Origin of the sequence: Sphingobacterium paramultivorum (genome assembly GCF_014109745.1) — a bacterium.
Classification (GTDB): Bacteria; Bacteroidota; Bacteroidia; order Sphingobacteriales; family Sphingobacteriaceae; genus Sphingobacterium; species Sphingobacterium paramultivorum.
The window spans coordinates 5,907,771-5,933,705 of the sequence record NZ_CP058555.1; the positions used below are offsets into that span (position 1 = coordinate 5,907,771).

The window sequence follows — 25,935 nt, forward strand, 5'->3', positions numbered from 1 at the left end:
CTACTTTGATTTTTTGTTGGCCAAAGCAGCGGCTACAAAGCTAACAAAAAGTGGGTGAGGATTTGCAACAGTTGACTTTAATTCTGGATGAAATTGTCCGGCAACGAAAAATGGATGGTTTTTCAATTCGACAATTTCAACTAATCCAGTCTCCGGATTGAATCCTGAAGCAATCATTCCAGCTGCTTCATATTGTTTTAAATAGTCATTGTTAAATTCATAACGGTGACGGTGTCTTTCAGAAATTTTTGTTTTACCATAGATGGCAAAGGCCTTAGTTCCTTTTTTAATTTCACAATCGTAAGCACCTAAACGCATTGTACCACCCATATTGGTGATATTTTTTTGCTCTTCCATCAAATTGATGACCGGATTGCTAGTGTTGGCATCCATTTCAAAACTGTTGGCATCTTTTAATCCCAATACGTTTCTTCCGAATTCGATAACCGAACATTGCATCCCTAAGCAGATACCAAAGAACGGAATATTATTTTCGCGAACATACTGAATAGCATTTAGCTTACCATCCAAACCGCGTTCACCGAACCCTGGAGCAACCAAAACACCATCCATACCTTTTAGCTTTTCAGCAACATTTTCTTTAGTAACACTTTCAGCAGCAATATAGCTCACTTTTACTTTACATTCGTTTGTTGCGCCTGCATGGATAAATCCTTCGATAATGGACTTGTAAGCATCTGGAAGCTCAACATATTTTCCAACCAAAGCAATACTCACTTCACTTGTCGGGTTTTTGAGCTTGCCTAAAAAGTTTTTCCAGTTTTCTAGATCAGGCTCATTTTTGTTGGAAAGTTTTAGCTTGGTTAATGCAGTTTTATCAAGATTTTCCTTCAACATCAATAATGGCACATCATAAATCGTCGACGCATCGATAGATTCTACGACAGCGTTGATGTTGACATTACAGAATTGCGCTAATTTTTTGCGGATTTCTTGCGATAATTTATGTTCAGTACGACATACTAGAATATCAGGTTGTACACCGTATTCCAATAACGTTTTTACGGAATGTTGCGTAGGTTTAGTTTTAAGCTCACCAGCGGCTGCCAGATAAGGGACTAAAGTCAAATGGATAACCAGCGAATTGTTGGCTCCTAATTCCCAGCGAAGTTGTCTTACGGCCTCCACAAATGGTAAGGACTCAATATCGCCTACAGTTCCGCCCAATTCAGTGATGATAATGTCATATTTGCCGGACTCACCCAACAGTTGCATTCTGCGTTTTATCTCATCTGTGATATGGGGAATCACTTGAACGGTTTTTCCTAAATATGCACCTTCACGTTCTTGTTGGATAACGTGTTGATAGATGCGGCCTGTCGTGACGTTATTTGCTTGTGAGGTAGGGACATTCAGGAAGCGCTCGTAATGACCTAAGTCAAGGTCCGTTTCAGCACCATCTTCTGTAACATAACATTCTCCATGTTCATATGGATTTAATGTTCCTGGATCGATGTTAATGTAAGGGTCGAATTTTTGAATGGTAACTTTGTAGCCACGCGCTTGGAGAAGTTTAGCAAGGGAGGCAGCAATAATACCTTTCCCCAACGACGAAGTAACGCCGCCCGTAACAAAAATATATTTAGTCATAACAATTAAAGGATTTTCAATTTTATGTGGTCAAAATGACCAATAATAGTTGCTCTATGTACGGGATACAAAGATAGCAATTTTTATTCAAAATCAGAATTGAAGATCGCTCGATTAATTAAATTAAAAATAGATATTACCTTGGCTATCTATTGTTGTCTTTAATGTAGGTTGTGCTTTTGACTTGATTTCAATACGATAGAAATTATTACTGTTTGAAAATACAATCTCATAATTTTTGTGCTCATTTATAATTTCAGGATATAATTTGCTTAACTCCTGAATTGACGTTGCATAGCGTTTTTTATCCTTTCTATAGATCTGTTGCAGGTAAAAGATATTCCAGGTAACTTTTTCGAGCGCGAGGAATTGCTCGTCGATAGGTTGATGGTTTGTGTCGTCAACAAATTTTATATGCCCCCATCGTTCAGGGTAATGCATATTAACGAGGCCGATTGGAGACCATACCCAGTTCTCTTCAGCGAGCGTCTTACCCATATTGTCTTTTCTCTTGCTGTAGGTTGTTTCGGTGTTGTCATAATGCCACTGAACGCGTGAGAAGTTTATCTTCCAGGTTTCATTTGCTTTAATCTGATTTCCTTCGCCAAAGTATTTTAGACTTTTTACAGGTATTTTCATTTCCACAGCCCAAAATTCATCCTTGTCTTGTGGATTGTTGATGGACCCGGCATGATAGACTGCACTTTCAATATCTTTTGTGTCCCAATTTAGATTAGCCCTGCCGCCAAAGCGATAAGGTTTAGTCATCAAAAGATCCATTACTGTATTTAATGCGTTTATTTCAATCTCTATATATTCTGGCGAAAATAGATTTGGCTTGAGAAAGATCTCAAAATCATTATCATGGTAGATGATCGTATCTTTTTGTCTTAAATATCCTTTGATATGAGGTTCTTGAAGCTTAGCAAAAAGGTAAAGATTTTCCTTATCCCAGAGCATCTTGACTTGTGTCTTAAAAGTAGGGGCAGGCTTGTTTGATCCCTCAATATCCTTAAAAGAATCTGTCCATATAGCTTTTGACCAGGAAGCCTCATTGTCCTTTCCATCAATGGTTATTGCATCTGTTACTGGATATACATAATAAGTCTGGGGACGAGATTGTAATTGATGAAATTCATTCACATTTCGTTGTGCAAAAGTAAAGGTCGGGTAGATTATAAAAATGAAGATAAAAGCTATAATTCTCATCAAGATACAGTTTGATTTTTAACGGTAGCAAAGTTAGGATGGAACAATATTAGGTTGTTTTTAAATTATTGTAATCATCTACGATTCTACCTTTCAGATACGGTGCTAAAAGTAAGTAAAATGTTTTAGCGCGGCAAAAGAGGGGTGGGGTTTTGATGGACATTATTTAATTGTCCTAAATTTATTACAGAAGGAGTTTCGTGATATTACCTGCGTTTTGAAAGGCACGGGCGATAGCGCATAAAAAAAGGCTTTGAATGAGTTCAAAGCCTTTTTTTATGCCGTGGTAGTCGTAATTAGATTCTTTTCGATTTAATACGAGCAGCTTTACCAGTAAGGCCGCGTAAATAGAATAATTTCGCGCGACGAACTTTACCGTAGCTGTTTACTACAATTTTTTCAATGTTTGGTGAGTTTACAGGGAAAATACGTTCAACACCTACACCGTTTGAGATTTTACGAACGGTAAAAGTAGCGTTAGCACCTTCGCTGTTTAATTGAATTACTACACCTTGGTACACCTGTACACGCTCTTTATTTCCTTCGCGAATTTTATAATGAACGCTGACGGTATCTCCAGCTTTGAAAGCGGGAATTTCATTCTTTACTACCGCTTGTTCTTCTACAAATTTTACTAAATCCATGATTTCGAGTAATTATTAACGATTTATATCCTGTAAAAATCGGAATGCAATATTACGACTTATTTTCTGAATATAAAAATACTTTTTTAAAAAACTATTGACTGATATTCAAATCGGATGCAAAGATATGAAAATGAAATGGATAATCTAAAGATATTTTGAATATTCCTTTGTAGGCTATATGGAGTGGGTTTTTGATTGCTAAATTCAATAGAATATGTGCTTTTTGTAAAAATATTGTGCAATCAATCAGCTATTTAGTGATTAATTTTCTGCGGGGTGTTGACAAAGTCAAAAAATGATTCGATATTTGTGCCACACAAAACAAAGGTGATACCTTTTCGGGGTGTAGCGTAGCCCGGTATCGCGCCACATTTGGGATGTGGAGGTCGTAGGTTCGAATCCTGCCACCCCGACTTAAAAGCTCTAACGAAAGTTAGAGCTTTTTTTGTTTCCTCCTTTTATTCGTCCCGCAAGCTTTTTACCGGATTAGCTACAGCTGCTCGAATGGCCTGCCAGCTTACCGTAATCAGTGCGATACCTATTGTTACCAGTCCAGCGAGCACAAACATCCACCATTGGATTTGGATACGGTAGGCAAAGTCTTCCAACCATTTGTTCATGACTAGCCAGGCAATCGGCGAGGCAATTATCAAGGCAACTAATACGGGTTTTATAAAATCTCTGGACAATAAAGTAGCAACACCCGATACCGAAGCGCCAAGCACTTTTCGGATTCCGATCTCTTTGTTTCGTTTGGCGGCCGTAAATGAGGCTAAACCATATAGGCCCAGGCAAGCGATAAATATAGCTAATCCAGAAAAAAGACTGAGTATACGTTGTTGCCTCAGATCGGTTTTGTATAGCGTGTCGAATTTCTGGTCCAAAAAGCTGTATTCAAAAGGGTATAAAGGAGCTACTTTCCCAAATGCAGTCTTAATAGTTTTTAGCGCTGCAGGGAAATCTTTTGTGTTTAAGCGAATGAGGGCTACCCTTAGATCATCAGAAGGGGCAATAACTAATGCATCCATGTTTTCTTTTAGAGATAGGAAGTTAAAATCATCTATTACACCAATGATTTTTCTGGGGGATTGATCACGGATCGTATTTTTTATCCATTTTCCAATGGCCTGTTCGGGGGTAAATCCGAGCATCGATGTTGCAGTACGGTTAACTAATACAGCGCTAGTGGAGTCTGTTGGGTATTGCGCTGAAAAGTTTCGGCCTGCAATTATTTTGAGGTTCAATGTGCTTACATAGTCAAAATCGGTGAATTCCGTCCTTGATTTCCACTTCTCCCCATTTTTCCTCTCCACTTCAAACGTATGGCTATCGAAGAAGCCTCCTGGTTCACCGGACATAAAGGAGACCGATGCGATGTCGCTGCTCGCGGATAATTTGTTTTTGAATGTACGAAGGTTGTTGTATAGTTCTTCATTGTCTATTGGGATGACCACAGTCTGTTGGTCGTCATAGCCAAGCCCTAGTTCTTTTACATATTTCATCTGCTTGGAGATAATCAGTGTGCCGATGATAAGTAAAATAGATATGCTGAATTGGAACACAACCAGCGTATGCCGGAACAGTGTGCCGCCCTTGCCCAAGCGCAATTTGCCTTTTAATGCCTGTATAGGGGAGAAGGTTGAGAGGTATAATGCAGGATAACTTCCGGCTAATAGCCCTACTATAATAATAATTGCAATCAAAAAAATATAGATTGGCCATGAATTCCATGGGACTGTTAGGGTGTATCCCAATAGTTGATTGTATACAGGCATGAGTAGTTGCAGTAGACACATGGCGAGTATGCAGGATATGGTGGTTAATAAAATGGATTCTCCGATAAACTGCCCCATTAATTGAAGACGTTGTGCTCCAAGTACCTTTCTTAAACCAACTTCTTTTGATCGGTCAACTGCGCGTATTGTCGAGAGATTCATGAAATTGATGCAGGCGATAATCAATATAAGGATGGCGATGGAGAGAAAAATGTAAATAACCTTTTTGTCACCATGTTTTGCGCTGTCAAATGTGCTGTGGGATTCAAGATAGACGTCTTTTAGCGGTGTAAGGGCAAGGTCAAAATGGATGCCCATATTGGTAGAAACTGCTTTCATATGCCTATTCATGAAATCGGGAAATTGCTTTTCCAGTTGCCCAACATCTTTATGTTCGTCAAGTAAGATGTAGGTGAATAAATTGTTGTTTTGCCAAGCTTTGAACGGTTCGGTATTGATATAATTGGATAATGGAATGATAAGATCAAATTCCAGATGCGAATTGACCGGAAGATCTTTTGCAATCCCGGTAACGGTTAATTGTTTTGTTTTATCAAGCTGTAGTATTTTACCGATGGGATTCTCATTTCCAAAATATTTTTTCGCAGTTTTTTCCGTTAATACAACACTTGTTGGATTTTTTAAAACAGTCATTGGATTTCCCTTGATGAGCGGAAAACTAAATAGTTCAAAGAAATCGTCATCTGCAATAAAGAGTTTCTTTTCATTGAATGCGATATTGCCAAAAGAGAATAACCCATTGGCAGGCATTACCCGTACAGCTTTTTTGATATCATCGGGATAATCGGTTAATAAGGCAGTGGCATAGGGTGCAGATAAATAAGGAGCGCGGTCTTTGGTGTTGTCAAAACCACGCATTACCCGATAGATACGATCACCTTGGCTGTGAAACTTATCAAAACTAAACTGATTGGCAATAAATAGGAATATCATTGCGCAGACGGTGATGCCTATTGTTAAGCCAAGAATATTGATAAAGGAAAAAACTTTGTTTTTAATAAGGTTTCTCCAGGCGATTTGGAAATAGTTCTTTATCATACTTTTCGTTATAAGTGTTCATTTTGACCTTATGGTAATCAGTCCTGTTGAAGGATAGCCTGATTTCTATTTTTGAAAAAATGTTCAATGGATCAATTTCAAAAAAGCTGCCAAAGGGTTAAGGTGTTTTTAATCAGTAGATTGTGTGTTTTGTTTTTGTGATCTAAGTGTTTGGATTCGAACACTTCATGTTCATATCCGAACATGCTACAGTTGAGAGGTTAAAAAGATTATGATTAACAGCTGAGCGCTTTATCGAAGTAACAGCTATTGGGAATAGCATTGGGTTTGATTGTGTAAAGGAGCGCTATATGTGGTCCGGGCAAAGAGTATGTCGCAATGTAACAACTTGTTAGTTTTATTTTGCGTTTTTCATTTGCAAATAATTTTTAAGAAGCGTATATTTGTGCCACACAAAACAAAGGTGATACCTTTTCGGGGTGTAGCGTAGCCCGGTATCGCGCCACATTTGGGATGTGGAGGTCGTAGGTTCGAATCCTGCCACCCCGACTAAAAAAGCTCTAACGAAAGTTAGGGCTTTTTTCGTTTCAGGGTAGGGTGCGAACGTACGACCCTTAAGATACTAGGAAGTTCGATTCGTAGGCGGCTCAGGGTTGTGCTGGGGGCTATATGGAGATGAGTCGAATTTGTTTCAAGGCTTCACTAGGTGTAATAAAAAGGGATTTTTCAATTTTTTGCTTTGTAAAATGATCTGATTTTTAATCTTATTTTTAAATTATTTTGCAATAAGTCAGTCTATTAGGTGCTTTGTGAAGAATATTTTTGAAAAAAACATATTTTTAGTGTACTTTTGTGCCACACAAAACAAAGGTGATACCTTTTCGGGGTGTAGCGTAGCCCGGTATCGCGCCACATTTGGGATGTGGAGGTCGTAGGTTCGAATCCTGCCACCCCGACTAGAAAAGCTCTAACGAAAGTTAGGGCTTTTTTCGTTTCAGGACAAAAAGGCGAACCTACGACCGGATGCATTCTTCGCATTTTTTAACATTATATCCTTGTAAACCCGCTGTTAAACAGTTAAATTGCTTGAAATTTATTGTCAATTAGAATATAAACATAAATAATATGAACAGAAAAGCGGCATTTCTTTTAGGAATTTTGGCCTCTTGTGCATTACCGCAAGTAACCTTTGCTAAACATTCAATCGGAGAATCCATCCATTATCAACAAGACGTAGAAGGCAAAGAGCTGATTGGTCGATGGGACATCGAAGTTGATATTAATGGTACCCCTGCACCATCCTGGTTGGAGGTAAAATTGTCGGGCTATAGAACTTTAGTCGGTCATTATGTAAGTACTTCCGGAAGTGCTCGGCCAGTTTCGCAGGTGTTTTATGAGAAAGGAAAGTTTAGATTTGCTATCCCACCTCAATGGGAAGGCGGAAAGATGAATCTAAGTGTTGAGGGCGAGGTTGTGAACGGTGTATTGCAAGGGACAATAACAGAGCCTGATGGGAAAACATATCGCTTTAAAGGTGTTCGTGCTCCGGAGCTGAAGCGAACAGCTGCGGTAAAATGGGGTAAGCCTATTCAGCTGTTCAATGGTAAGGATCTGTCTGGATGGAAAGCTACTGGTAAAACGAATCAGTGGGTGGTGAAAAACGGAATTTTGACTAGCCCGCAATCTGGTTCTAATTTAGTCTCTGAGCAAAAATTTGAAGATTTTAAATTACATGTTGAATTTAAAATTCCAGCAGGAAGTAATAGCGGTGTCTACTTAAGAGGTCGTTATGAGGTTCAGATAGAAGATAGTCCCAAGGATGCACATCCCAATGCTGTGCTTTTCGCAGGGGTATATGGTTTCTTAGCTGCAAATGAAATGGTCAATAAAGGAGCCGGGGAATGGCAAACCTATGATATTACATTGGTAGGACGTCTAGTGACGGTTGTGGCAAACGGAAAGACTGTTATCAGTAACCAAGAAATCCCTGGTATAACGGGCGGTGCTTTGGATAGTAAAGAAGCAGAGCCGGGACCAATTTATTTCCAAGGGGATCATGGTCCCGTGGAATTCCGAAAAGTGATTATTACTCCAGCTATTAAATAGCATAACATGATACAAAGGCTATCTGAAAAGGTAGCCTTTTTAAATCCCTATGATAACGACTACAATATCTTCATTCTGATAGGAGGTGTAATAGCGTTCAATGGAGCCGTGAGCCTTGTACTCTTGCAGCTCTTCAAAAACCATTTTTTTTAACATTCCTTTTCCCTTGCCATGAATAAACTTTATTTCGTTCATTTCCCAATAAATAGCTGCGTCTAGATTAGATCGCATAAAATCAATGGACTCTTGTAAGAGCTCCTCTGGCGAATAATCTTCCCAATCGTCAAGAAAGGTGTCGGTGTGTAAGTCAACGATAGCTGGTGGTTTGCGCATTTCTCAATATTTTACAATGCTGCAAAAGTAGAATAAAAGAGCGACTTAATAGGTTAAGTCACCAACGAAATCAATCGCTTGGGCAAATTTTTCATACCATTTTTTGATAATAGCTGCAATTTCATACTCTTCCTCATCGGCATGGTTGAGCATGAGTAACTCGATCGATTGGAGTAGCTGTTTGAGGTCTAGAAAATAACCGTCGAAATCGCGGAACGCAGATACGGTATCCCGAATAAGCAGCATGGCATCATGTCGAAGTGTAATCATATCATGACGTGAAGATATTCGGTCCAGCAACCATTCCTTTTGGAAATTGGAGTCAATATGTCTGTTGCAAGCCTGATTAAAAAGCAATTCAAATTCAACAATTTGATGTTTCAGGTCATATATAGCTTTTTGGAGCTCTTCAAAAGTACTGATGATCTTTTCTTGGGTCTCCATGTTTTTTGATATAATTGCCATGATATTTTACTTAAAAATGTATGCGCTTGGTTTTTAGTTATTTAAATAAAAGCATGTAAGGTATATACAAATAGTTCAGCCGAATGTTTTACATGTCTAAAATTCGGTTATGACTTTTGTATATAAAAGAAGAGACTGAGCTTAAAACGGAACTGAGTTTTTTCGGTTTTTGGTCCCGTTTTCAAATCGTAGTTTTTTTTGAAACCTAATTTATTTAATACTATTTAATTTTAAGTATATTTAATATGCTGTATTGCAGCCAATGCAGTGTAAATGTATTAACTATGTTAGCATCTAGTTTTGTTGATTTCTTTAAGAAGAGGAGGCCCTATGTCCTTTTTTTAGCACTGCTATTGGTATGCAGCTTGCCCATGTGTCATGGCCAATATAAGCTGAAAGATTCTACAAAATTTATAAACGATCAGTTGCCCAGATATCTCGGAAGAATGGGGAAGATTAAGTCTAGAAATTATCCCCTTGGTGGTCGTGAAGCAATCTTGCGAATATTACTGAAAGACTATTACGTGTATAGATTGGTGTCAGGAGAAGATAGTTTGGATAGGGAACGTTATCCTGCTTTATGGAATTCTCTTTCGGTACAAACATTTAAAACGCTAAATACGCGTGATATGTTTAGTTACTGTATGCTTGTACCTGAGTTTGAGATGCAAAATTGTGGTTCCTTGGGGCGGTTGAAAGGTCAACATATATTTGGAGTCTTTTATCGAGGGGACATACCGCTGGAATATTGGAGCAATAGACAGTTGGTTGCTTTGCATGGAAATAGAGATTCTGTTGTACGATATGTGGACCAGATGTGGTCTACACTCGATTTCATTGGCGAGAACACGAAAGATTTAGCGGTTGAATTGATGATGTGGGAGTTGATACCAAAGGTGTTGGAAAAGTTGGTTCTGACGCCAACTGACAACGATCTGTATGCTCTATTGGTGCAAATAATGATGCGTCTGAAATTCAAACCTTTTGAAGATTCAGTTATTTATGAGCAATTGTATGGTTCGGCATCTTATATAGGAAGTCGAATTGAAAGCAATGCAGAAAATCGGAATGACATTATGAAACTCTCGCGGGAATGTTTTGAAACGCTAAATACCTCGCCAGGCTTCCAATTGCCAACTTATATCAAACGGGAACGTTTCTTAGATCCACCTTCTTCAAGGGAGCTGTCAGATCGGACGAGCACTTCGAAAGGACCAGATTGGAAGTGGAAAAAAGTAGATGTACCACATTATAAGCTAAAGCTGTAGATCTTTGTCTAGAAGCAAAATTTCCCACGTAGAGAAAGTATCTTTTTAGCTGGCGTCTTTTCTAATGCTTGTACTATTTTCACCGTCGGGGAGGGGAGTAGGTTATTTGCTTTTTTTTTACGTTATTCGCGTAAACGAAAAATAGCTTAAAATATAATATAATGATGGAAAAGGCGATCGGAAATTACCAATTAGAGATATGTTCAAATTCCGTAGCATCAGCAATTGAAGCCGAACAAGGGGGAGCGACCCGGATAGAGTTTTGTCAAAATTTGGAAAATGGAGGGACCACACCTTCGTTTGGTCAGTTACAGTTAGTGCGGGAATTGGTGAATATTGGTGTCCATGTGCTTATCCGGCCGCGTGGAGGTGATTTTCTTTATACAGAGACCGAGATCTTAGAAATGATAGCAGATATTCAGTTGTGCAAGGAATTGGGGATAGATGGTGTTGTAATAGGTATTCTGAACGCAGATGGTACGGTGGATAAAGTGAATACTTTGCGATTAGTGGAAACTGCGCGTCCCATGCGTGTTACCTTTCATCGTGCTTTTGATCGCGTGGAAGATCCTTTTCAGGCATTGGAAGATGTCATCGAACTGGGGATAGATCGTATTTTGACATCTGGTCTGCAAAATTCTGCTTTAGCTGGAGCTCCATTACTCAAGCAATTAGTTCAACAAGCAAATGGCCGTGTTGTGATTATGCCTGGTGCAGGTGTAGATGCAGTTAATATAGTTCATATTTTAGAGCAAACTGGGGCAGTTGCAATACATAGCTCGGCGAAAGAATTGCATGTGTCGAAGATGAGGTTTAACCAGAGTCAGGTCAATGGAATGGATGAGGCACAGTGGATGAGCTCAAAAGAAAAAGTCCACCAAATGGTAGACCTATTAAAAAGCCTTTAAAGTACTACTTTAAAGGCTATTAAATTCTTCTTACTATTTAGCTTCTGAAGCTAATTGATTTAAGATAGCATCGTTTTTAACGATTTGGTTGCTAGCTTTCATTTTTGATCTAGAACCTAACTCTACGTTAGTTCCTAATTTCAAAAACTGAACTTCAACACGTGAAACAGTTTTATTTCTTCTATCTTTTCTTTTTAAACGTGTAACTCCCATTTTGATAATATTTTTATTGTTTAAAATAAAACGAGGTCGGAAGCGGATTCGAACCGCTGTAGGAGGTTTTGCAGACCTCAGCCTAGCCACTCGGCCATCCGACCCTATTTTTTTCCTTTTGAAGGTCTGCAAAAATAAAACTTATAATTGGAATTAAAAAATCTTTATGATAAAACTTTTATGTTTTTAAGCATTGGTCTGAAAACCAAGCTGGTATTTTGCTGTGTGATCCTTTGAGCAATGGTCCGCAGGAACATACCGGACGGGTTTAAGCATAGCATGACAAAGACGTTTTAATAAACTATGTTATTCATAGGAATAAAAAATTGAATTGTACCTCATCGAGCTGTCAAGTGGAAATGGACTCCATTCACTGTATCTTTTATTGGACAATGCCAAATGGTCTAATGTGAGTTTTTTATCGTGTTTTAATTTGGTAATTAATGATTTATGGATTTTGGAATAGATATTGCAAATGGTAATGTAATAAATCTCGTACAGGAAATTATGAGATTAAATGATAAAAGAAGAAAGTAAATTAAATTAGGAAACATGAAAAAACTATTATTATCTGCAGCAATTTTATTTGGTTCATTAGGAGCCTTTGCACAAGGTGGATTGGGATATGGACTACGTGCGGGGGTAAATATTCCTAAATATTCTTTAAGTAATGAAAGTACACAATCAAATACAGGATTTTTTGTAACGGGCTATTTGGACGCTCCCGTTTCACCCTATTTTTCTATTCAGCCGGGATTGTCTTTGCAAAATAAAGGTGGAAAGTGGACTCCAGGTTCAGCTTCTGAAATTAAAGAGAGTGTAATGTCACTTGATATTCCAGTAAACCTAGTGGCTAAATTACCTACAGGAGATTCTGGTAACTTTTTTATTGGTGCAGGACCTTATGTTGGATTCGGATTAAGTGGTAAACGTAAAGGAGAGTTAGGCGAGGGAAATGTGAAAATTGAACGTGATCTAAATTTTGGTAGCAATGAAAATGATGATCTTAAACGTACCGATTTTGGTATCAATTTCTTAGCTGGTTACCAATTGACTAATGGTTTTCAAATCAATGCTGGTTATGGTTTGGGTTTAACCAACTTAGCTCCAGGGTCAGGTGATATGGCTAAAAATCGTATTTGGTCTGTGGGTATTGGCTTCGGACTATAAGAAATATAAGTACTTAAACTTATTATGAGGAAAGAGTCCCTGCATTTGTGGGGACTTTTTTATTGGATTAAACTTAAGTCGTCTGAAATTGTTATTTTTATTCAAAAGATTGCTGCATGAAAAGATTTCTTCCTTTACCCTTTTATGTCAAGTTGGCCTGTATACTCATCAGTATACTTTTATTGGGATACTTGGCAAAGATTGGAGATACTATACTCATCCCTATGATTTTGGGCTTGTTATTCTCTCTACTGTTGATTCCGTTAAGCAATTTTTTGGAGCGGAGGCTTAGGTTCCCGAGGACGTTGGCGGGGATATTAAGCGTAATCCTGTTTTTCGGCGTTTTAGGGTACGGACTTTTTCTTTTAGCCTCCCAACTTACACTTCTTAAGGAAGATTTTCCAGCTTTTAAACAACAAATAATGGATGGTGTTGGTAATTTACAGACTTGGGTAAGCCATCAATTTGGAATTCAACACAAAGATCAGATTGATTTTATCAATAAAACAGCATCGAAGTCTGTAGATTCGGGTACTTTATTCCTAGGGACAGCATTGGTTTCCCTTTCGTCGCTATTTATTTTATTTGTCTTTACCTTTCTTTACACATTTTTCTTACTTATATACAGAGGACACATTGTTAAGTTCCTTTTATTTGTGAATCGCGTGGAGGACAGACCTATCGTTCTAGATGTCGTTAAACAGGTTCAGTATGTGGTCAAAAAGTATCTTATTGGATTGCTGATTCAAATGAGTTTGGTTTCTTTGTTGGTTTTTATAACCCTTTCGATTATTGGCGTGAAATATAGTTTACTTCTCGCTTTGATAACTGGAGTTTTCAATGTATTACCTTATGTCGGTATTTTTTCTTCCATGCTTATTATTGCCATTCTGACTTTTGCAACCTCTTCATTCACGCATGTGGTTTTGGTTATGCTTGCGTTGATCATTGTGCATTTAATCGATAGTAACTTTATTGTTCCAAAGATTGTAGGTTCTAAAGTGAAAGTGAACTCCTTATTTGCGATGCTTTCCATTATTATTGGTGAAATGATCTGGGGAATTTCGGGGATGTTTCTGGCCATTCCAATTTTGGCTATCGTTAAGATTGTGATGGACCGGATCAAAGAACTTAAACCTTGGGGATTTCTTTTAGGGGAAGAAGATAGTAAAGATGAGGTATATAAGGATTTATTTGGGACGTTAAATCCTCTTGAAAAGAAGATTATAGAAGAAAATGAGACGAAGGGATAATTTTTTTAGAATTGAAAGTTTAATACGAATGGTATTATAATTTTAAAGTCTAATATTAGAATTTGAACTAATTTCTAAATTATATAGTGAGGTCAAGTCTTTCGAAATAAGGTTCGGATATCTTAGTAACACTCCATGAACAAAGGCTATACCGTCATACAAATTTCCAGATTTTGACTTAGCAAAAGGATTAATTCCACATGTCGAAGAATCTGGAGATCAGTTTGAAGTGTATTGTCGATATATGTTGGGTTATTTAATAAATGGATAACTATTTTTCTCTTGTATTTTAGAAAATTTTAACCTATTTTCGTTTTGTATATAATTTATTATTAATGAAAAGAAAGTTGCTCTCAATCGCTGCGCTATTATGTTTTATTACTGGTGCAAAAGCACAGACTTCTTATGGTTTTAAGGCTGGTGCAACTTTTCCTAAAATGACCGCGTCACTAGGAAGTGTATCGGTTTCGACAGAATCATCTACGTCATTTTATTTGACGGGCTACTTAGACGCTCCTTTGGCAAATAATTTTTCTATACAGCCTGGTTTATCGCTTCAAGGTAAAGGCGGGAAAGGATTGACACTTATTGACTTTGAAGAATTGGGAAATAATGTGAAATTGGATTTAATGTATCTAGAGTTACCTGTAAATTTTGTATATAGTATTCCCACGGGAAATTCTGGAAATGTTTTCTTAGGAGCTGGACCATATGCTGGATTAGGGCTGTCCGCAAAAGCCAAAGCAGAAAATGTGAAAATTGACGTCGGTTTTGGAGATAATAAATTGAAGCGTTTTGATGCCGGAATTAACTTTTTAGCGGGTTATCGTCTATCAAATGGCTTTTTGATTAATGGTGGATATGGCTTGGGACTAGTTGATATGGCGGGGGGTGAAGGAGGTTCTTTAAAGAATCGCGTTTTTTCAATTGGAATCGGTTATCAGTTATAATCTAGGCTAAAATATAAAAAGGGGCTTTTCTCGCGAAAGGCCCCTTCTTGTTTCAGTGACTGAAATCTATCACACTTTGATTTCTACTTCAACACCTGAAGGTAATTCAAGTTTCATCAATGCGTCAACAGTTTTAGCGTTTGATGAATAGATATCCAACAATCTTTTGTAAGCACACAATTGGAATTGCTCACGTGCCTTTTTGTTAACGTGTGGTGAACGTAATACCGTATAGATTTTTTTCTCAGTAGGCAATGGAATAGGACCACTAACAACTGCACCTGTAGGTTTTACTGTTTTTACGATTTTTTCAGCTGATTTGTCAACCAAATTGTAATCGTAAGATTTCAATTTAATTCTGATTCTTTGGCTCATAGTATATGATATTATTTAAAAATGACCGCTGATTAGAGCTATTAACAACCAGCGGTCGGTTTATTTTTGAGTTCTATATTATTCTACAGAACCTTTGATTTTACCTTTTGATTTTGCAATCACCTCTTCAGCAACGTTACGAGGAGCTTCAGCAAAGTGATCAAATTCCATTGTAGAAGTTGCACGACCTGAAGTGATTGTACGTAATTGAGTTACGTAACCGAACATCTCAGAAAGTGGAACCAATGCTTTGATTACTTGTGCACCGTTACGTGAATCCAAACCTTGCATTTGACCACGACGACGGTTTAAGTCACCCATTACATCACCCATGTTTTCTTCTGGTGTTAAAACCTCTATTTTCATAATTGGTTCCATTAACACTGGAGAACATTTAGGCAATCCTTCACGGTATGCTTGACGAGCAGCTAATTCGAAAGACAATGAATCTGAATCGACAGCGTGGAACGAACCATCAATCAAACGAACTTTCATTCCTGATAATGGGAATCCTGCTAATACACCATTTTTCATTGAAGTTTCAAATCCTTTTTGAACTGAAGGGATAAATTCTTTAGGAATTTTACCACCAACGATTTCATTAACGAATTGAAGCGGTGATTTTGATAAATCGAAATCTTCATCCGCTGGAGAAATAACAACTTTGATATCCGCGAATTTACCACGACCACCTGATTGTTTTTTGAATACCTCACGGTGCTCAGTAGTACCGTTGATAGACTCTTTGTATGATACTTGAGGAGCACCTTGGTTAACCTCAACTTTAAATTCACGTTTCAAACGGTCGATCAAGATCTCTAAGTGAAGCTCACCCATACCAGAGATAACTGTTTGACCAGTTTCTTCGTCAGTTTTAACAACGAATGTAGGATCCTCTTCAGCCAATTTACCAAGACCAATACCTAATCTATCAACGTCAGCTTGAGTTTTAGGCTCAATTGCCAAACCAATTACTGGCTCAGGGAAAGTCATAGACTCAAGAATGATAGGTGATTTTTCGTCACAAAGTGTATCACCAGTTTTGATGTCTTTGAAACCTACAACAGCACCGATATCACCAGCTTCGATGAAAGGGATAGGGTTTTGTTTGTTCGCATGCATTTGGAAGATACGAGAGATACGCTCTTTGTTTCCTGAACGAGTGTTCAATACATAAGAACCTGCATCTAACTTACCAGAGTAAGCACGGATAAAACATAAACGACCTACAAATGGGTCAGTCGCAATTTTAAAACCTAAAGCTGCGAAAGGCTCGTTTACAGATGGTTTACGTGTGATTTCTTCACCAGTATCAGGGTTAGTACCTTTTACAGCCTCGATATCAAGAGGTGAAGGCAATAATTCCATTACTAGATCCAACATGGTTTGTACACCTTTGTTTTTGAAAGATGAACCACATACCATAGGAACGATCGCATTATCTAATACTGCTTTACGTAAAGCATCTAAGATTTCGCGCTCAGTTAACGAATTCGGATCTTCGAAGAATTTCTCCATCAAAGTCTCATCATAACCAGCTACTGCTTCTAATAATTTTTCACGGTATTCAGCAACTTCGTCCAACATATCCTCAGGAATAGGAACTTCAGTAAAGGTCATACCTTTATCATGCTCATTCCATACAATACCACGGTTGTTAATTAAATCAACAACACCAGTGAACGTATCTTCAGCGCCAATAGGTAATTGTAATGCTACAGCATCAGAACCTAGCATTGATTTTACTTGACCAACAACTTTTAAGAAGTCAGCACCTGAACGGTCCATTTTATTAACGAAACCGATACGAGGAACAGCATAGTTATCTGCCAATCTCCAGTTAGTCTCTGACTGAGGCTCAACACCATCAACCGCAGAGAATAAGAATACTAATCCGTCTAATACACGTAATGAACGATTTACCTCAACCGTGAAATCCACGTGTCCAGGAGTATCGATAACGTTAACTTGGTATTTATTACCACGGTATTGCCAGAAAACTGTCGTAGCAGCAGAAGTAATTGTGATACCACGCTCAGCCTCTTGCTCCATCCAGTCCATTGTTGAAGCACCTTCGTGAACCTCACCAATTTTATGGTTTACACCTGAGTAGTAAAGGATACGCTCAGTTGTTGTAGTTTTACCAGCATCGATGTGGGCAGCGATACCGATATTTCTAGTGAATTTTAAATCTCTTGCCATAATATTTTTAAGCAGCGGACCTTAAAGGTCTTATGTGTTTAAATGTAATGTTAAATAAGTACACCGACCTTGATAAAAGATTATTTTTATCGGAGGTCGGTGTAATCATATTTTTTTGAATGTCTTCAAAATTAGAATCTGAAGTGTGAGAACGCTTTGTTAGCTTCCGCCATTTTGTGCGTATCTTCTTTCTTCTTAACAGCAGCACCTTCACCTTTAGAAGCTGAAATGATTTCTCCTGCTAATTTTTCGAACATTGTTTTTTCACCACGTTTACGAGCGTATGAAATTAACCATTTCATACCCAAAGCGATTTTACGATCTGGACGAACTTCCATAGGAACTTGGAAGTTAGCACCACCAACACGGCGTGATTTAACTTCAACAGCAGGCATAACGTTGTTCAAAGCTTTTTTCCAAGCTTCTAAACCGCTTTCTTGTGTTTTTTGTTCTACTAATTCTACTGCGTCGTAAAAAATAGAATAAGCGATAGATTTTTTACCATCTACCATCATATTGTTTACGAAACGTGTTACCTGAACGTCATTAAACTTTGGATCAGGTAAAATGATTCTCTTTTTCGGTTTTGATTTTCTCATTTTTCTTTCCTCCGTTTAATTATTTCTTTTTACCTTTTGCTGGAGCTGCAGCTACTTGTCCTGGTTTAGGACGCTTAGTTCCATATTTAGAACGACGTTGGTTACGACCTGCTACACCTGAAGTATCTAATGCACCACGGATGATGTGGTAACGTACACCTGGTAAATCCTTAACACGACCACCACGAATCAATACGATCGAGTGCTCTTGTAAGTTGTGACCTTCTCCAGGGATGTAAGCGTTGACCTCTTTACCGTTTGTTAAACGTACACGAGCTACTTTACGCATTGCTGAGTTTGGTTTTTTAGGGGTAGTAGTATATACACGTGTACATACACCTCTTCGCTGTGGACATGAGTCCAACGCTGGTGACTTACTCTTATCAACCAGAGCTACTCTACCTTTTCTAACTAATTGTTGAATAGTAGGCATTTACCTGTTTTTGTTTATAAATTTTTTTACCTTAAATATTTTAAGTTCGCAAAGATACTGATTCCCTTTTGAATATGAAATAGTTAGTGCGTAAAATTTAGATTATTTTTTGAATTGGCGCTGCTCTTTTCTTGAATATACCTTTGTCCTTCTTTTATTACCTCTTCATGCTTCTTTATTATCTCACCATCCTAATGACCTGGTCGCCGTCTTCGGGATGTTTGGCTGCTTGACCAGCATCTTCATCATTTGTACGCTTCCACCATCAAACTATTTTGCACGAATGTAGGGTATAATCAGTTAATCAACCCACGAACGCTGTGATATGTTGCCAAAATGGAAGAGTTAACTACTCATGGTCGACTGTACAAAAATATAGACGATTATAGGGTGATCGGACAGCCGCTCGATGGGTACATAAGTTTTTTCTAATCCGCCGTAAGCTATTCTTTCTCTGTATAATATTCTTTAACGGTAGTCTTTTGTCCGAAATTTTTCATCTACTGGTTTTCAAGTATATTGCTTGCTTTGCGTGTTTTTGCGTTCTGTTTGGCAAAGTGTTTGATAAAAACGTATAAATATTTAGTAGAAACAAATTAATGTATTCAAGTTATGAAAATCAAAATGAAATTTATGTATGCGGTGGTATTAGCCTTGGTCACTTTCGCTTTTGTCGGATGTTCAAAGGATAAAGATGAACCTATTCAAACAGGTGGCAGTATAGATGCGGCTGTGGGAAACTATAAAGGGACAATTAAAATTATTGGCGGCGCGGAAGTCTTCAATCAGATATTAGTAGTCACCAAGGTTAATGATAAAACAGTCAAAGTTGCTGCTCAGAATGCTGACTTAAAGCTTCCTGTAAGAGAGATTCAAGTTTCAAATAATTATAATATGAGTATTCAGGCTTTACCAAACGAGCCTCAGGGCAGTTTCATATTTACGTTTGAAAATAAGGGGTTAATGTTCTTAGCACAAAGAACAGAAGAAGGACAATTACAGTATTCCTTTGAAGGAACTAAACAATAAGTTTTGTTTATTTAACAATAAACCCCGCATCAGTATTACTGATGCGGGGTTTTTATTTAAATGCATTACGACAGGAATGCAAAATCAATCTGCCACTTATCCAGATCCACTTTCTTCACACGGATCTGAACTTCATCACCCAATTGGAAGTTCTTCTTTTTCCGCTGGTCAATAATCGCATAGTTTTTCTCGTCAAGGACGTAAAAGTCATCGGTGATATCCCGAAGCCTAACCATACCTTCATATTTGTTTTCTTCAATCTCTCCATACATACCCGATTTGGTTACACTAGAGACAATAGTAGCCTATTCTGTACTGATATGATCCTCTAGAGATGCTTTCTATTTTTATTAAATCCCCTGAATTATACTTTTACGAGTGTTGAATTTCTTATAATGGGGTGTATTGTGATTAATATACTGGTTTCTGAGTATTTTATTGTTCTGTTTTTCTTAATTGAAAGGTGTTTAGTATTTTAGATGAAACTTTTTTGGTTTAAAGAATTAATTGAAATTTTAAAGGTAAATTATGAAAAGAAAATTTATTAAAATCGCTATGTTTTCGATGTGTTTATTGTCTTGTGCGAAAGACGATGTAAAATTTCAGAAGGATATTTTAAATTTTGCTTTTACTTAACAAAAAATCCGGAACATTTGTTCCGGATTTTTTGTTTTAAGACAACAACGTAAAATCAATTTGCCGTTTATCCAGATCCACTTTCTTTACGCGGATTTGAACCTCATCACCCAACTGGAATTTCTTTTTCTTCCGTTGACCAATAATGGCATAGTTCTTTTCATCAAGTACGTAAAAGTCATCGGTGATATCCCGAAGTCTGACCATTCCCTCACATTTGTTCTCTTCAATCTCCACATACATACCCCATTCGGTAACACCCGAGACAATACCCGTATATTCCGTGCCGATCTGATCCTGCAAGTATTCTGCCTGTTTGTACTTAATCGACGCACGTTCTGCTTCAGCCGCCTTTTTCTCCATTTGGGAAGAATGTTCGGCCATCTTCTCATAATGCTCCGCATTGATTTTGGCACCTCCCTCCAGATAGAATTGTAAAAGACGGTGTACCATCACATCGGGATAACGACGGATAGGGGAGGTAAAATGGGTGTAATAATCGAATGCTAATCCATAGTGACTTGTCTTCTTTGTTGTATAGATCGCTTTGGCCATCGAACGTACAGCAAGTGAAGTCAGCATATTTTGCTCTTTGCTACCTTCTATTTTGGTCATCAAAGCATTTAAGGATTTAGCTGTTTCTTTATCTGTTTTGATGGTCAATTTATGGCCAAACCGCGCTGCAAATTGAGAGAAAGTTGTCAAAGTCTCCGGATTAGGTACATCGTGGAACCGGTATACAAAAGTAAGCTTGTTTTTTCCCCGTCCTTGTTTGCCAATAAACTCGGCAACCTTCCGGTTGGCCAATAACATAAAATCTTCAATCAGCTTGTGTGCATCCTTGCGGACTTTGGTATATACCCCTGTAGGTTTTCCATTTTCATCCAAGATGAATTTTACCTCCTCACTTTCAAAGGCTATTGCACCATTTTTAAACTTACGTTCGCGCAGAATATAAGCCAGTTCATTTAATTTCAGGATCTCTTCACTGAAATCTCCCGATTTCGTTTCGATCACCTCCTGTGCTTCTTCATAACTGAAACGTCGGTCGGAATGGATGATCGTACGGCCGAACCATTGATCATGCACATTGGCTTTTTCGTCCAATTCAAAAACGGCCGAAAAACAAAGTTTATCTTCATGCGGACGTAACGAACAGACGCCATTAGAAAGACGCTCCGGAAGCATCGGAATAACGCGGTCAACCAGATAAACGGATGTGCCGCGGTTGAATGCTTCTTTGTCCAATTCTGTGTCGGGTATGACAAAATGCGAAACATCCGCAATATGAACACCGATTTCATAATTGCCATTCTCTAATTTTTGAAAGGAGATGGCGTCATCGAAATCTTTTGCATCCGCTGGGTCAATGGTAAAGGTCGTAACGTTTCTAAAATCACGTCGCTTTGCAATTTCTTCCGCGCTTATTTTTTCCGAAATCTGATTGGCTTCAGCTTCAACTTTTTTAGGGAACTCCAATGGGAAACCATAGTCGGCCAAAATAGCGTTCATCTCGGTGTTGTTTTCCCCTTTGGTACCCAAAACATGTTTTACCGTTCCGACAGGATTTTTGCTCCCGCTTGGCCAGTCGATAATCGAAACGACCACTTTTTCCTTGTCCTTGGCTCCATTCAGATTGTCCAAAGGAATAAAAATGTCGTGTAGCATCTTGCGGTCGTCGGCAATAAAAAAAGCAAAATTGTTGGAGATGCTGATCGTTCCCGTGAAATCAGTCTTGGCCCTTTGCAGGATTTCAACGACTTCACCCTCTTTCTTACGGCCACCTTTTCTTTTTTCGAAGGTATGGACCTTGACAATATCGCCATGGAGTGCCTGTCTAAGTTTCCGCGGAGCGATATAAATATCGTTTTCAAATTCATCATCAGGAATCACATAGGCGGAGCCATCGGCAGTCATATCTACCTTTCCTGTGACATAAACTTTAAGTTGCTTCAGATTAAATTTGCCTCGTTCGATCTCAATAAAAAGTCCATTTCTTACATTATCATGTAAAATATCGGCTATAGCGACTTTCGAGTCGTTATCGGTAAGGTTCAATTTTGACGAAACTTGTTTATAGTTGAGGGGCTTATTACCCGATTTTTCGAAGATATCGATGATCAGTTGTGTTAAGACCTCCTTATATGGATTTTCTTTTCTTGTTTTCATCCAATTATTATTTATTATTTATTCATTTGCATCGATTTGAGGCAGTCTTCCTATTGCAGCGAACTGGCTGTGATAGCGAATTTGCAAATTCAGCCTATGCAATAGATCATGAGCGAGCCGTACATCAAGATCGATGCCAATACAATGTACGAAAAAAACAGCATTTGACACGACAATAACGAGCTAAACGGAGCATCCTCCGATAGCCAATGTATAGACAGCTCAGCCGAAAAATAGTTTTGGATTCGTACAGCCTGATTTACTTTTTGCAATGATTGCACACACCAAGTGCATTTACGGCTATCGCTTCGAGACTAAAGCCTTCTGGGATCGATACTTTTGGTAAGATCATATCTTCCAGACAGTACACCGAATTGCATACCCGGCAAATAAAATGTACGTGCTGGTCATGATGATCATGTTCTGAACAGTTTGTCGAACACATGGCGTAAGTAGCTGTACCATGGAGATCAAAGATTTTATGGATAATCCCTTTCTCTTCAAAGCTGGCCAATACCCGGTATAATGTGACACGGTCAATATCCTTGCCCAGTAATTTCTCCAGTTCCGGCTGTGAAATTGCGGACTCTTTCCTCGAAATAATTTCAAGTACCTTCAACCGGGGTTGGGTAACTTTTAAACTATTTCGTTTGAGAATTTCTGGATATACAGTGTTGGAATCTTCCATGGATTTCTTCGTTAAGCCTTAGATCAAATACAAACTAAGAGAAATTTACTTTTATTTGCAAGTTTAAAAACTATCCGACGAATTTATTCATCGTATTTTTTCCCCTTTGCATAGACCATTAACGAACATAAACGGACCATTTCCTTTCTCAGAGATGCTTTTGACAGTACAAAAATACGGAATCTATTAAAAATAAGAAAACCGATAAGTTTAAGATTAGTGTCATCTTACTTATCGGTTTTCGTTACTATATGGAAATATAGGAATCTTATTTGCCTGCAGCTTTAGCGTGATCAGCTAAGAATGTCGCTAGACCGCTGTCTGTCAATGGGTGTTTCAATAAGGCTAGGATCGCTGATAAAGGACCAGTCATAACATCAGCACCGATTTTAGCACATCCTAATATGTGTGCGCTGTGACGTACAGAAGCTGCTAAAATTTGTGTAGGATAGTTGTAGTTGTCATAGATTAAACGAATATCTTCGATCAACGCTAATCCATCTGTAGAGATATCATCCAAACGACCGATAAAAGGAGATACATAGGTTGCCCCAGCTTTAGCAGCCAATAGTGCTTGACCAGCTGTAAATACCAATGTACAATTTGTTTTAATACCTTTTTTGCTGAAATATTTAATTGCTTTTACGCCATCTTTGATCATAGGGACTTTGACAACTATCTTGCTGTCAAGAGCTGCTAACGCTTCTCCTTCTTTGATCATTTCTTCATAATTTGTAGAAATAACTTCAGCACTGACATCGCCATCAACGATTGCACAGATCGCTTTATAATGGTTGATTACGTTTTCATCACCGCTAATACCTTCTTTAGCCATTAAACTTGGATTGGTTGTTACCCCGTCTAATACGCCTAAGTCTTGGGCTTCTTTGATTTGCTCTAGGTTCGCTGTGTCAATAAAAAATTTCATTGTATATGTTATTGAATGATAATTATTTGATTATTCTAATGTTCAAAATAATGATGCAAAGTTATTGATTATATTCCAGTATTGAAGCATTGATTTTCACCTATTGTATCTTTATTTTAGCAAAAAAGAATCTCTTCTCCTAATTTTTTGTTATACTTTTAATATAGTATTATCTTTACGTATGCAGGTTTTTCGTTCGCTCCATTATAGAAATTTCCGGTTACATGTTATAGGTCAAGCAATTTCCCTTATGGGAACTTGGATGCAGCGGATAGCCATCAGTTGGTTAGTCTATGAATTGACCGGATCTGTGTTTTGGCTTGGTTTTGTGCAGTTTATCTCCCTATTGCCTTCTTTGGTCCTGTCTCCATTTATCGGCAGTTTTGTCGATAAGCATAAAAAGTATAAATTGGTTCTGATAACCCAAATTGGTCTGATGATACAGGCTGGGATCTTGACCCTGGTCGTTTATCTGAAATGGGAGAGTGTCTTATGGCTTTCCATCTTAGGTCTTATACAAGGAGTCATTAATTCCTTCGATGTTTTGGGGCGTCAGTCGCTGATGATGTATTTGGTTGGGGACCGTAAAGATCTGCCGAATGCCATAGCGCTGAATTCAACAATTTTCAATGGTGCCCGAATGTTGGGGCCTGCAATAGGAGGTATTTTACTGAGTACATACGGTGAACTCGTCTGTTTTGCCCTGAACTTTATCAGTTTTGTTCCGGTCATTATTACATTATTGATGATGCAGGTTGATGAAACACATGTTCAACTGAGCAAGGGAAGCAATTGGGAAGGCTTGGTCGAAGGCTTTCGTTACCTTAAACGTTCACCGCATATCTCCTCACTGATTATTATCATGACATTCTCCAGCTTGATTGTTATTCCTTATACCTCGTTGCTGCCAGCCATAGCAAAAGAAATGTTTCATGGTGATGAACGTACGTTCTCCTGGTTTGAAAGTGCGGCCGGCCTGGGTGCCATGATTGGTGCATTTAATATGGCCCGTTTAAAATCGGGTACCAATTTGCGCTATCAGGTGATGGGGGCTGCTGCGCTTATGGGAGTTGCATTATTGTTTTTGGCGCATTCGAGTATGCTGCAGATGGCACTCGTCTATGTGATGTTGGTATCCTTTGCCATGATGATGCAAAACTCAAGTATCAATACGTATATTCAAACGCATGCCATACCGATCTATCGTGCCCGGGCAATCTCGTATTACGTGATGGCTTTTCAGGGGATATTTCCCATTGGTACATTGATGATAGGTTCCTTAGCCAGTTATTGTGGGCTTCGAACGACATTATACGTCATGGGTGGATTGGGTATATTGATCGCAATAGTGTACTATGGCTATCTCCGGCTCCATATCCACAAACGCCTATTTAAGTTTTAATTTCCGGGTTCTTAATTTTAAGGTGCGCTTTGCATAATCAATGACAGCGCCATAGTCTGCAAAAATATCTCCGCCCAATACGCCGATCACTGGTTCTAGATCCATCTGCTGATAGGCATAGTTGATCGAGCTTAAATCCAATACCGCAGTATTTAAGTTTTTTATCTGCCATTCACCAATTGTCAGACTCGGAATTTTTATATTAAAACTCTCCATTGAATTGGTGCCAAGTCCTGTTGATAATGTTTCTGAAGGCTCAAGCTGCAATTGGTCCTCTAAAAGATGCCCCAATTGTGTTTTATCAAATACAGTTTTAGATGCGCCAGTATCAACTACCATCTTGAACGAACGATTATATATTTCTATATCGACTAAAATGTGTGTGCCCTGGCCTTGCAAATCCAATAATTGAAATGGTACTGTTGTCATATAGCCAAACATACCCAAAAATTCCCTTAAAAAAGAAATTTTAAAACCCGCATTGTGTGTTGAACGCTCATAAAAAAAGCTGTTATTTATGGAATAACAGCTTTTCATCTTTTTATC

Annotated in this window: 23 protein-coding genes, 4 tRNA genes and 1 pseudogene; 11 read left to right on the forward strand and 17 right to left on the reverse strand. The window is 38.2% G+C overall.

Annotation, left to right across the window (positions count from 1 at the left end; all coding sequences use genetic code 11):
• From HS960_RS24460 to rplS, 3 genes are all read right to left on the reverse strand, one after another.
• The gene (locus tag HS960_RS24460) at positions 1-1,611 is read right to left on the reverse strand and encodes a CTP synthase (RefSeq protein ID WP_153847237.1); all 1,611 of its coding nucleotides are present in this window, start codon (positions 1,609-1,611) and stop codon (positions 1-3) included.
• Between the two features lie 123 nt (positions 1,612-1,734).
• Positions 1,735-2,820, reverse strand: a complete 1,086-nt coding sequence (locus tag HS960_RS24465; protein ID WP_153847236.1) for a carbohydrate-binding family 9-like protein — start codon at positions 2,818-2,820, stop codon at positions 1,735-1,737.
• Between the two features lie 296 nt (positions 2,821-3,116).
• A complete protein-coding gene (gene rplS, locus HS960_RS24470; RefSeq protein ID WP_159731148.1) occupies positions 3,117-3,464 on the reverse strand; it encodes a 50S ribosomal protein L19 in 348 nt (115 codons plus the stop codon).
• 342 nt (positions 3,465-3,806) lie between these two features.
• On the opposite strand from rplS, the gene HS960_RS24475 reads away from it, so the two are divergent.
• Positions 3,807-3,880 (forward strand) — tRNA-Pro (locus HS960_RS24475).
• Between the two features lie 45 nt (positions 3,881-3,925).
• On the opposite strand, the gene HS960_RS24480 is transcribed toward HS960_RS24475, so the two are convergent.
• Positions 3,926-6,301, reverse strand: a complete 2,376-nt coding sequence (locus tag HS960_RS24480) for an ABC transporter permease (RefSeq protein WP_153847234.1) — start codon at positions 6,299-6,301, stop codon at positions 3,926-3,928.
• A gap of 436 nt (positions 6,302-6,737) precedes the next feature.
• Here HS960_RS24480 and HS960_RS24485 point away from each other — a divergent pair.
• The 3 genes from HS960_RS24485 to HS960_RS24495 all read left to right on the forward strand — a co-directional run bounded on the left by HS960_RS24485 (position 6,738) and on the right by HS960_RS24495 (position 8,368).
• Positions 6,738-6,811 (forward strand) — tRNA-Pro (locus HS960_RS24485).
• 333 nt (positions 6,812-7,144) lie between these two features.
• Positions 7,145-7,218, forward strand: a tRNA-Pro gene (locus HS960_RS24490).
• A 169-nt stretch (positions 7,219-7,387) separates the two neighbouring features.
• Positions 7,388-8,368, forward strand: a complete 981-nt coding sequence (locus HS960_RS24495) for a 3-keto-disaccharide hydrolase (RefSeq protein WP_153847233.1) — start codon at positions 7,388-7,390, stop codon at positions 8,366-8,368.
• A 39-nt stretch (positions 8,369-8,407) separates the two neighbouring features.
• On the opposite strand, the gene HS960_RS24500 is transcribed toward HS960_RS24495, so the two are convergent.
• Both HS960_RS24500 and HS960_RS24505 read right to left on the reverse strand, forming a co-directional pair.
• A complete protein-coding gene (locus HS960_RS24500) occupies positions 8,408-8,701 on the reverse strand; it encodes a Smr/MutS family protein (protein ID WP_153847232.1) in 294 nt (97 codons plus the stop codon).
• Between the two features lie 45 nt (positions 8,702-8,746).
• Positions 8,747-9,166: a hypothetical protein gene (locus HS960_RS24505; protein ID WP_075994119.1), complete on the reverse strand. Its 420-nt coding sequence runs from the start codon at positions 9,164-9,166 to the stop codon at positions 8,747-8,749.
• Positions 9,167-9,450: 284 nt separating this feature from the next.
• On the opposite strand from HS960_RS24505, the gene HS960_RS24510 reads away from it, so the two are divergent.
• Together HS960_RS24510 and HS960_RS24515 are read left to right on the forward strand one after the other, a co-directional pair.
• Positions 9,451-10,434 carry a hypothetical protein gene (locus HS960_RS24510; protein ID WP_153847231.1) on the forward strand — a complete coding sequence of 328 codons (984 nt, stop codon included), beginning with the start codon at positions 9,451-9,453 and terminating at the stop codon, positions 10,432-10,434.
• A gap of 161 nt (positions 10,435-10,595) precedes the next feature.
• Positions 10,596-11,342 carry a copper homeostasis protein CutC gene (locus HS960_RS24515; protein WP_153847230.1) on the forward strand — a complete coding sequence of 249 codons (747 nt, stop codon included), beginning with the start codon at positions 10,596-10,598 and terminating at the stop codon, positions 11,340-11,342.
• Between the two features lie 33 nt (positions 11,343-11,375).
• On the opposite strand, the gene HS960_RS24520 is transcribed toward HS960_RS24515, so the two are convergent.
• Together HS960_RS24520 and HS960_RS24525 are read right to left on the reverse strand one after the other, a co-directional pair.
• Complete coding sequence (locus HS960_RS24520; RefSeq protein WP_046671880.1) at positions 11,376-11,555, reverse strand: hypothetical protein; 180 nt, start codon at positions 11,553-11,555, stop codon at positions 11,376-11,378.
• Between the two features lie 33 nt (positions 11,556-11,588).
• Positions 11,589-11,659 (reverse strand) — tRNA-Cys (locus HS960_RS24525).
• Positions 11,660-12,107: 448 nt separating this feature from the next.
• On the opposite strand from HS960_RS24525, the gene HS960_RS24530 reads away from it, so the two are divergent.
• From HS960_RS24530 to HS960_RS24540, 3 genes are all read left to right on the forward strand, one after another.
• Positions 12,108-12,725 carry a porin family protein gene (locus tag HS960_RS24530; RefSeq protein WP_075994116.1) on the forward strand — a complete coding sequence of 206 codons (618 nt, stop codon included), beginning with the start codon at positions 12,108-12,110 and terminating at the stop codon, positions 12,723-12,725.
• A gap of 116 nt (positions 12,726-12,841) precedes the next feature.
• Positions 12,842-13,978, forward strand: a complete 1,137-nt coding sequence (locus HS960_RS24535; RefSeq protein WP_153847229.1) for an AI-2E family transporter — start codon at positions 12,842-12,844, stop codon at positions 13,976-13,978.
• A 335-nt stretch (positions 13,979-14,313) separates the two neighbouring features.
• Positions 14,314-14,928 carry a porin family protein gene (locus HS960_RS24540; RefSeq protein ID WP_153846787.1) on the forward strand — a complete coding sequence of 205 codons (615 nt, stop codon included), beginning with the start codon at positions 14,314-14,316 and terminating at the stop codon, positions 14,926-14,928.
• Between the two features lie 69 nt (positions 14,929-14,997).
• Here HS960_RS24540 and rpsJ read toward each other — a convergent pair whose 3' ends face one another.
• The 4 genes from rpsJ to rpsL all read right to left on the reverse strand — a co-directional run bounded on the left by rpsJ (position 14,998) and on the right by rpsL (position 18,537).
• A complete protein-coding gene (rpsJ, locus tag HS960_RS24545; RefSeq protein ID WP_028070501.1) occupies positions 14,998-15,303 on the reverse strand; it encodes a 30S ribosomal protein S10 in 306 nt (101 codons plus the stop codon).
• 78 nt (positions 15,304-15,381) lie between these two features.
• Positions 15,382-17,505, reverse strand: a complete 2,124-nt coding sequence (gene fusA, locus HS960_RS24550) for an elongation factor G (RefSeq protein WP_153846788.1) — start codon at positions 17,503-17,505, stop codon at positions 15,382-15,384.
• Positions 17,506-17,636: 131 nt separating this feature from the next.
• Positions 17,637-18,104: a 30S ribosomal protein S7 gene (gene rpsG / locus HS960_RS24555; protein WP_046671863.1), complete on the reverse strand. Its 468-nt coding sequence runs from the start codon at positions 18,102-18,104 to the stop codon at positions 17,637-17,639.
• A gap of 19 nt (positions 18,105-18,123) precedes the next feature.
• Complete coding sequence (rpsL, locus tag HS960_RS24560) at positions 18,124-18,537, reverse strand: 30S ribosomal protein S12 (protein WP_079641421.1); 414 nt, start codon at positions 18,535-18,537, stop codon at positions 18,124-18,126.
• A gap of 612 nt (positions 18,538-19,149) precedes the next feature.
• On the opposite strand from rpsL, the gene HS960_RS24565 reads away from it, so the two are divergent.
• The gene (locus HS960_RS24565; RefSeq protein WP_227550228.1) at positions 19,150-19,566 is read left to right on the forward strand and encodes a hypothetical protein; all 417 of its coding nucleotides are present in this window, start codon (positions 19,150-19,152) and stop codon (positions 19,564-19,566) included.
• Positions 19,567-19,631: 65 nt separating this feature from the next.
• On the opposite strand, the pseudogene HS960_RS24570 reads toward HS960_RS24565, so the two are convergent.
• From HS960_RS24570 to fsa, 4 genes and pseudogenes are all read right to left on the reverse strand, one after another.
• Positions 19,632-19,865, reverse strand: a pseudogene (locus HS960_RS24570) (S1 RNA-binding domain-containing protein); the annotation flags it as partial.
• A gap of 373 nt (positions 19,866-20,238) precedes the next feature.
• Positions 20,239-22,371 carry a ribonuclease R gene (rnr, locus tag HS960_RS24575; RefSeq protein WP_153846790.1) on the reverse strand — a complete coding sequence of 711 codons (2,133 nt, stop codon included), beginning with the start codon at positions 22,369-22,371 and terminating at the stop codon, positions 20,239-20,241.
• A gap of 259 nt (positions 22,372-22,630) precedes the next feature.
• Complete coding sequence (locus tag HS960_RS24580; RefSeq protein ID WP_075994111.1) at positions 22,631-23,059, reverse strand: Fur family transcriptional regulator; 429 nt, start codon at positions 23,057-23,059, stop codon at positions 22,631-22,633.
• Between the two features lie 268 nt (positions 23,060-23,327).
• The gene (gene fsa, locus HS960_RS24585; RefSeq protein ID WP_075994110.1) at positions 23,328-23,987 is read right to left on the reverse strand and encodes a fructose-6-phosphate aldolase; all 660 of its coding nucleotides are present in this window, start codon (positions 23,985-23,987) and stop codon (positions 23,328-23,330) included.
• Positions 23,988-24,168: 181 nt separating this feature from the next.
• Between fsa and HS960_RS24590 the strand changes: the two genes are divergently transcribed.
• Positions 24,169-25,389: an MFS transporter gene (locus HS960_RS24590; RefSeq protein WP_153846791.1), complete on the forward strand. Its 1,221-nt coding sequence runs from the start codon at positions 24,169-24,171 to the stop codon at positions 25,387-25,389.
• Here the strand turns inward: HS960_RS24590 and HS960_RS24595 are convergent.
• Entirely contained in the window at positions 25,375-25,926 is a 552-nt protein-coding gene (locus HS960_RS24595) for a retropepsin-like aspartic protease (protein ID WP_227550229.1), read from the reverse strand. The two genes, HS960_RS24590 and HS960_RS24595, sit on opposite strands and share 15 nt — an antisense overlap.
• Positions 25,927-25,935: the final 9 nt, after the last annotated feature.

Coding starts and splice junctions, on each gene's coding strand:
- HS960_RS24460 (WP_153847237.1), bottom strand. CDS start 1,611: ATGACTAAATATATTTTTGTTACGGGCGGCGTTACTTCGTCGTTGGGG.
- HS960_RS24465 (WP_153847236.1), bottom strand. CDS start 2,820: ATGAGAATTATAGCTTTTATCTTCATTTTTATAATCTACCCGACCTTT.
- rplS (WP_159731148.1), bottom strand. CDS start 3,464: ATGGATTTAGTAAAATTTGTAGAAGAACAAGCGGTAGTAAAGAATGAA.
- HS960_RS24480 (WP_153847234.1), bottom strand. CDS start 6,301: ATGATAAAGAACTATTTCCAAATCGCCTGGAGAAACCTTATTAAAAAC.
- HS960_RS24495 (WP_153847233.1), top strand. CDS start 7,388: ATGAACAGAAAAGCGGCATTTCTTTTAGGAATTTTGGCCTCTTGTGCA.
- HS960_RS24500 (WP_153847232.1), bottom strand. CDS start 8,701: ATGCGCAAACCACCAGCTATCGTTGACTTACACACCGACACCTTTCTT.
- HS960_RS24505 (WP_075994119.1), bottom strand. CDS start 9,166: ATGGCAATTATATCAAAAAACATGGAGACCCAAGAAAAGATCATCAGT.
- HS960_RS24510 (WP_153847231.1), top strand. CDS start 9,451: ATGTTAGCATCTAGTTTTGTTGATTTCTTTAAGAAGAGGAGGCCCTAT.
- HS960_RS24515 (WP_153847230.1), top strand. CDS start 10,596: ATGATGGAAAAGGCGATCGGAAATTACCAATTAGAGATATGTTCAAAT.
- HS960_RS24520 (WP_046671880.1), bottom strand. CDS start 11,555: ATGGGAGTTACACGTTTAAAAAGAAAAGATAGAAGAAATAAAACTGTT.
- HS960_RS24530 (WP_075994116.1), top strand. CDS start 12,108: ATGAAAAAACTATTATTATCTGCAGCAATTTTATTTGGTTCATTAGGA.
- HS960_RS24535 (WP_153847229.1), top strand. CDS start 12,842: ATGAAAAGATTTCTTCCTTTACCCTTTTATGTCAAGTTGGCCTGTATA.
- HS960_RS24540 (WP_153846787.1), top strand. CDS start 14,314: ATGAAAAGAAAGTTGCTCTCAATCGCTGCGCTATTATGTTTTATTACT.
- rpsJ (WP_028070501.1), bottom strand. CDS start 15,303: ATGAGCCAAAGAATCAGAATTAAATTGAAATCTTACGATTACAATTTG.
- fusA (WP_153846788.1), bottom strand. CDS start 17,505: ATGGCAAGAGATTTAAAATTCACTAGAAATATCGGTATCGCTGCCCAC.
- rpsG (WP_046671863.1), bottom strand. CDS start 18,104: ATGAGAAAATCAAAACCGAAAAAGAGAATCATTTTACCTGATCCAAAG.
- rpsL (WP_079641421.1), bottom strand. CDS start 18,537: ATGCCTACTATTCAACAATTAGTTAGAAAAGGTAGAGTAGCTCTGGTT.
- HS960_RS24565 (WP_227550228.1), top strand. CDS start 19,150: ATGAAAATCAAAATGAAATTTATGTATGCGGTGGTATTAGCCTTGGTC.
- rnr (WP_153846790.1), bottom strand. CDS start 22,371: ATGAAAACAAGAAAAGAAAATCCATATAAGGAGGTCTTAACACAACTG.
- HS960_RS24580 (WP_075994111.1), bottom strand. CDS start 23,059: ATGGAAGATTCCAACACTGTATATCCAGAAATTCTCAAACGAAATAGT.
- fsa (WP_075994110.1), bottom strand. CDS start 23,987: ATGAAATTTTTTATTGACACAGCGAACCTAGAGCAAATCAAAGAAGCC.
- HS960_RS24590 (WP_153846791.1), top strand. CDS start 24,169: ATGCAGGTTTTTCGTTCGCTCCATTATAGAAATTTCCGGTTACATGTT.
- HS960_RS24595 (WP_227550229.1), bottom strand. CDS start 25,926: ATGAAAAGCTGTTATTCCATAAATAACAGCTTTTTTTATGAGCGTTCA.